The 236-nt window shown below is 64.0% G+C and carries 1 protein-coding gene; it reads left to right on the top strand.

Features of this window, described 5'->3' with window-relative positions; all coding sequences use genetic code 11:
* The coding region (locus V6767_RS22760) for a cation:dicarboxylate symporter family transporter (RefSeq protein WP_448475518.1) at nucleotides 1-236 on the top strand (236 nt) is incomplete at both ends.

Genomic DNA, 236 nt, shown 5'->3' with positions numbered 1-236 from the left:
CGGGCGCATCAGCCTCAAAACCATCGCCATCTATCTGGTGACCACCGCCTTTGCGCTCAGCATCGGCCTGCTGTTCGGCGCGCTGTTCAGCCCCGGCGAAGGGATGAACATGGTCGCCAGCGTCAGCGAGCAGGCCAAGCAGGCACCCTCGCTGGTGTCGATCCTGGTCGGTCTGGTGCCATCCAACCCGGTCACCGCCTTCGCCGAGGGCAACATCCTGCAGATCATCGTCTTCG

The sequence above is a fragment of the Martelella sp. FLE1502 genome (genome assembly GCF_053484255.1).
Note: the sequence above shows the minus strand (reverse complement) of the source record. Positions and strands in the feature narration are given on the sequence as shown.